A 5,337-nucleotide genomic window follows, 5' to 3' on the forward strand; every position below is an offset into this window, starting at 1 on the left:
AAGGTACCATAGTTTTGACTCATCAGCAATTGCTGTGACTGACAGCTACTGCATCTTCTGAGGTCGAAAAGCCGTCTCTAACGCCGTGAAATTGTAGATCAGCAACCCCACCCCGATGCAGTCTTGCGTTCAACAAGGCAACTCACTAACTACCAACGAGGAAACGATCCGGGACGTGAGAAACTCAAGCTATGAGATGGATTCTATGACACGCTCATTCCTTCGGAATCCATCAGATAACAACCCGTGGACTCAATTTTCCCCGCTCGACCTCACCATTCTCGTGCAGTTCCTCTAGCTGTCGATGCGCGGACGGCCGCTCGATCTCAAGCGTATCTGCCACCTACCGAGCGGTCGCTGCCGGCCCTGCGAACATTGCTTCGTATTGAAGAACAGAGATCGCGAACTTCCTTGAATTCACGAACTCGGCCTTGTTTAGTCGCTAGAATTTAGCGGTTTAACCCCTCGATTGCGCGTTCGATGTTTCGCACCGCTGATTTCATGACAAGTTCTCGGAACTGACCGAACCACGTTCTCGCCCACAGCGTCTCATCGTATCGTTGGCGCAATCCGAAAAACACTGACTCAGCGTTTGAGCGCTGATTATATCCCCGATCGTGAATGAGTAAATTCCTTGCCCAACCCCGAAAACCAGGGCCGCGCTGGGGAATCAGTGGTGTGATATTTTCAGACCGTAATTTCGTCCGGAGTGCTTCCCAGTCGTATCCTTTATCAGCCGCCACAGCCGTCAACTCGTCGAGATTCCGCACCAGCACTTGCCAGCCGACCTGTGTATCGTGCGGTTGTTTCGTCGAACAGTGTATATCTAGTATTGCACTTGTTTCGCAATCGACGAGCAGCGTGGTCTTCACCGCCTCAAACGTGTAGTCTGTCCGTTTCGCGTAGTGCTGGCTCGCCTGGACACGGTCCACGCCGGTTGCGTCGATTGCTTGTACGTCTCCGAGTTCGTATAGTTCGACCGATGTGTCGAGCATCGATCGCCACTGCTTCATCGGAATCTCTTGTTTCCGCGCACAGACCGTGGAGATGTGAGGGAGCGTCTCAACCGTCAAATCGAGTGATTTTGCGACTCTCGGCATTTCTCGCAGAACATCCATCAGCTTCCTGTAATCGTGACTGAGATACTCTTTGAACCCCTGAACGGCGAGAATCACCCAATCGGCATACCCGTCTTTTCCGGGGCGGTATGCCGGAGCTGGCTCGCCAGCGACGGCTTTTTTGGCGAGCGATACAATCGTCTCTGCGAAGCGGGAGGTCTTGGTTTGCACACCCAATCCGTCCCGCTTCAGTCCCAGTAGATTTGGTACTTCTCTGAAGCTACTAGCAAAACGATACTAGTGATACAGCCACTAGACTGACTGAGTCTCCCCGTCTAAACAAGGCCCACGAACTCTGTTTCAAATCACGTGGATTGGAAGATGACGGATGAGGAACGGATCAACGAGGATCCCAACATACACTCCTGTCCATCGTTAACGTACCCACCAGCCTCATCAGGCTCGAGCACTCAGTTTTAAATATGAGTTCAGATCAGGATCACCTGCGTAACACAGATACAGAAGAACGATTCGGGTTCAAGAAAGAACAGCAGGCCGCAGTCACGTCCGGCAAGGGGCTGACTGAGGAAGTCGTCCGCCTCATCAGCGAGGACAAAGACGAACCTGAATGGATGCTCCAGCGGCGTCTTCGCGCATTGGAACATTACCAGAACATGCCCCTGCCGACGGACTGGCCCGGTCAGCCCGACCTCACGAAACTCGACGTCGAAGAGATTATTCCCTATATTCGCCCAGACGTCGACAAGCGTGAAGGAGCAGACAGCTGGGACGACCTCCCGGACGACATCAAGGACACCTTCGAGAAGCTCGGTATTCCAGAGGCCGAACGCAATGCACTCTCCGGCGTCGGTGCCCAGTATGAGTCCGAGGTTGTCTACCAAAACATGCAGGAGCAGTGGGAGGAGAAGGGCGTCATCTTCTGCAACATGGACGAAGCGGTCCAAGAGCACGAGGACCTCGTCCGAGAGTACTTCATGACAAAGTGCGTGCCGCCGAGCGACAATAAGTTCGCGGCGCTCCACGGTGCCGTTTGGTCCGGCGGGTCGTTCGTCTACGTTCCCGAAGACGTGACAGTCCAGATGCCGGTACAGGCGTACTTCCGCATGAACTCTGAAGGGATGGGCCAGTTCGAGCACACGCTCATCATCGCGGAGGAAGGAAGCGAAGTTCACTACATCGAAGGGTGTTCCGCACCCAAGTACGGTAGCCACAATCTCCACTCCGGTGGCGTCGAAGTGTTCGTCGATGAGGACGCTCATGTCCAGTACTCGACCGTCCAGAACTGGTCGAAGAACACGTACAACCTCAACACCAAGCGTGCCATCGTCGAAGCCGGTGGCCGCATGGAATGGGTCTCTGGCAGCATGGGATCGAAGGCAACGATGCTCTATCCGTGTTCGATTCTCAAAGGTCGCGGTGCCTCCGCGAATCAGATTTCCATCGCATTCGCGGGCGAGGGTCAGAATATCGACACCGGCGCGAAGGTCTACCACAACGCCCCGAACACCAACTCGACCATCGAGTCGAAATCTATCAGCAAGGACGGCGGTCGCACGAACTACCGCGGCCTCGTCCACATCAGCGAAGGTGCGGTTGACTCGTCCACGTCGGTCGAGTGTGACGCGCTGATGTTCGACAACGAGTCCACGTCGGACACCATGCCGTATATGGAGATCAATGAGAGTCGCGTCAACGTCGCCCACGAGGCGACCGTCGGAAAGATCGGCGACGAGGACGTCTTCTACCTCCAGAGTCGCGGTCTGGACGACGACGGCGCGAAACAGATGATCGTCAGCGGGTTCATCGAACCCATCACGGAGGAGCTTCCCATCGAGTACGCGGTTGAACTCAACCGCCTCATCGAACTCGAAATGGAAGGCAGTCTTGGCTGATCTTTTTGAGATAAGGATTAGAGCGAATTATCGTATTGATCAGCCGGATCCTGCTGATCATCGACAGCCTGCGTGAATAGATCTTCAGTTAGTTCCTCTTCGGATTCACTATCCGTATCCTGAGCCGACACACCGAGTGACAGAAGCTTTTCAATTGCTTGTTCTCGGTTCAGAAAATCACCTTGTTCGACAAGGCGATCAATATCACTCTTGATACGGTCAGGCAAGGCTACCTCAAGCGAGACCATAGACACACTCTGGTCTAGAGACAGATTAATTCTCGGGCTGGTTTCTCGATGCGTAGTGTGCTATTCCTCGGTTCTTGCTGTTTTTTACTCTTTCCTACGGACAACCCCGAAATCCATGAGTACAAAACAATCCGCAGCCTGTGACGCTGACGAGACGGCACAGAAACGCGCACAGACCGAACAGTTCGCCTTCGACGTTGATGCCCCCGGACTTGTTGAAGTCACTAACGAGAGCCACGAGACCCCCGCAGCCCACCAGTACACAGTCTCCATCGACGACGTGACTGACGAACTGATGGCCTGCACGTGTCCGCATCACGTCCATCGGAACGCCTTTTGCAAGCATATGGCCGCCGTCGAAAACGCGACTGATGACGGCACACTCGACGCATTCCTGTCCAAGGACAAAGACGAGACCGAACCCGAAGACTGTGATTGCGTTGGCCTCGGTGACTTCCCGTGCTGGCCATGCGTGCGAACGGGACGAAAAGAACTTCCGAACTAATCACCGCTTCAATAACACGACGTCCTCTGACCCAGCAAATCATTCGATAGCATTTTTTGAGTCCCAGTGGGTAAAAGTAGGGAAGTATGCTTCCTCGGGGCCGTTGTGTGGTATACTAATAGACGAAGGCAGTGAGCCAGGGCGCAGCGCTGGCTCGTCCGTCCGTCCAATATGTACATTTTCACCTTCCTCGAAATCTACAATATACACTTCCACGAAGAAACTGTATGGAACTCGGCCGAGTCGAGGGGATTCACATTGCTCCCGACAGTGGTGATCCGATGCAGGCACGAACGGACGTGGAAGCAGTTGCGGGACGAGGACTCCGTGGCGACCGGTACTTCGAGAAACGCGGGCTCTGGAACTTCCTTGACGAGGATCCGAATCGAGAGGTGAAGGAGGCAAGTGACGTTACTTTCATTGAAGCCGAGGCACTGGCAGCGGTTGAACGGGAGGCAAGTATCGAAATCCCGTCAGGTGCGCATCGTCGAAACGTAACGACACGAAATGTCCCACTCAATCACCTCGTGGGCCAAACATTCACTGTCGGCGATGTTCTCTGCGAGGGTATCCAACTCTGTGAACCATGTGGTTATATGCAGTCACTCGTCGGCGAGAAAGGACTTTCTGAAGCCCTTGTTCATCGTGGCGGACTCAACGCGTCCGTGATTGAATCCGGACAGTTTGGTGTCGGCGATGAGGTGCGGTGGTAACAGTGGTCGTTATTGATTTGGATGAATCCTTATCCGTTGAAATGACAATAGGGACCTCGAAGCCATGCCGTTATACGGTTATCTATGAGGGAGAGGAAGTTGTCCAGTATGAAACGAGTGCGGATCCGCGAACGGCTGGTGGGCGTGTCGGTCTTCGAAATGTCATCTGCAGACACGTGGCAGATTATGACAAGGTGATGGTTAATGAGCAGCTCTCAACGGAAATCTCAGAGCACGTTGAGGCAGTAGCTAACGAATTTGGACCGAGATAACCTTTGTACATTTACTCGATTTCTTACCGTACTACGTTCTCTGCAACGCCTTTTGCAAACACATGGCCGCCGTCGAGAACGCGACTGACGACGGGACGCTCGAGGCGTACCCATCAGAGGACGACAACGATACCGAACCAGACAACTGCGACTGTGACGGCCTCGGTGACTTCCCGTGCTGGCCATACGTGCGAACGGGACGGAAAGAACTACCGAACTAACCACCGCTTCAGCTGTTTTTATCCATGGTACGAGCGTGTCATAGAAAGCGTCACGTACGAAGCAGCAGGGTGCGGAAAGTGTGTCCAGCACAACCGCAACCCTGCAAGACGTCGCTTCGGTTGACGACTTCTTGAAGGCAGCGGCTACCGAAACAGTACCGCTGTTCGAACACCTTGAATTCGAGTTTCTGTTGGAGTACGACGTGTTCGCCCCCGCTCGCCGGGGGTGAACACGAGTTCACCAGCCGCCAGATCTGTTTCGGGGCTTTCTCCACTGCTACTACAAGGGTCGGTACTTCCCAACCGATGTGAGAACTGAAGCTAAAGCGTTAGTCTAATTAGGAAGATGTCTGGTTGAGTGAATGTGTTCAATATCCCTCAGCCAGACGGTGTTCTTTCGGACTCGG

Annotated in this window: 6 protein-coding genes and 1 pseudogene; 5 read left to right on the forward strand and 2 right to left on the reverse strand. The window is 53.9% G+C overall.

Translation table 11 applies throughout. The annotated features are described in order from the left end of the window. Positions 1 to 449: 449 nt before the first annotated feature. Complete coding sequence (locus tag ACR3FF_RS25440) at positions 450 to 1,310, reverse strand: IS5 family transposase (protein ID WP_458190904.1); 861 nt, start codon at positions 1,308 to 1,310, stop codon at positions 450 to 452. Positions 1,311 to 1,540: 230 nt separating this feature from the next. Between ACR3FF_RS25440 and sufB the strand changes: the two genes are divergently transcribed. After that, the gene (gene sufB, locus ACR3FF_RS25445; RefSeq protein ID WP_458190900.1) at positions 1,541 to 2,971 is read left to right on the forward strand and encodes a Fe-S cluster assembly protein SufB; all 1,431 of its coding nucleotides are present in this window, start codon (positions 1,541 to 1,543) and stop codon (positions 2,969 to 2,971) included. Between the two features lie 17 nt (positions 2,972 to 2,988). Here the strand turns inward: sufB and ACR3FF_RS25450 are convergent, their stop codons facing one another. Then, positions 2,989 to 3,219: a DUF7120 family protein gene (locus tag ACR3FF_RS25450; RefSeq protein WP_458190901.1), complete on the reverse strand. Its 231-nt coding sequence runs from the start codon at positions 3,217 to 3,219 to the stop codon at positions 2,989 to 2,991. A 115-nt stretch (positions 3,220 to 3,334) separates the two neighbouring features. On the opposite strand from ACR3FF_RS25450, the gene ACR3FF_RS25455 reads away from it, so the two are divergent. From ACR3FF_RS25455 to ACR3FF_RS25470, 4 genes and pseudogenes are all read left to right on the forward strand, one after another. After that, positions 3,335 to 3,724, forward strand: a complete 390-nt coding sequence (locus ACR3FF_RS25455; RefSeq protein ID WP_458190902.1) for an SWIM zinc finger family protein — start codon at positions 3,335 to 3,337, stop codon at positions 3,722 to 3,724. Between the two features lie 281 nt (positions 3,725 to 4,005). After that, entirely contained in the window at positions 4,006 to 4,437 is a 432-nt protein-coding gene (locus ACR3FF_RS25460) for an MOSC domain-containing protein (protein WP_458190905.1), read from the forward strand. Between the two features lie 334 nt (positions 4,438 to 4,771). Then, complete coding sequence (locus tag ACR3FF_RS25465; RefSeq protein ID WP_458190903.1) at positions 4,772 to 4,930, forward strand: hypothetical protein; 159 nt, start codon at positions 4,772 to 4,774, stop codon at positions 4,928 to 4,930. An 80-nt stretch (positions 4,931 to 5,010) separates the two neighbouring features. Beyond that, a pseudogene (locus ACR3FF_RS25470) lies at positions 5,011 to 5,250 on the forward strand (IS5/IS1182 family transposase); the annotation flags it as partial. Between the last annotated feature and the right edge of the window lie 87 nt (positions 5,251 to 5,337).

The organism is Haladaptatus ordinarius, assembly GCF_054177595.1.